At 37.0% G+C, this 211-nt stretch carries 1 protein-coding gene; it reads left to right on the top strand.

Annotated features, from left to right (window positions below):
• The coding region (locus C6988_RS08520) for an HYR domain-containing protein (protein ID WP_182134616.1) at positions 1-211 on the top strand (211 nt) is incomplete at both ends.

Here is a 211-nt window from a genome sequence, read left to right as displayed (position 1 = left end):
TTGCATCGATCACAAATGACGCACCATCCACTTTCCCAGTAGGTGACACCATAGTTACCTGGACTGCAACTGATACTTCTGGAAACTCTGTAAGTGCTCAACAAACTGTTTCTGTAATTGATACTGTTCCACCTATAGTATCTACACCAAAATTAATCAAAATTGAAGCAACTTCTGAACTTGATAATCAAGTTGAATTATCTCCAATTAA

It is taken from the genome of Nitrosopumilus sp. b1, assembly GCF_014078545.1.
Taxonomy (GTDB): domain Archaea; phylum Thermoproteota; class Nitrososphaeria; order Nitrososphaerales; family Nitrosopumilaceae; genus PXYB01.
This window is presented reverse-complemented; position numbering and strand designations above follow the sequence as displayed.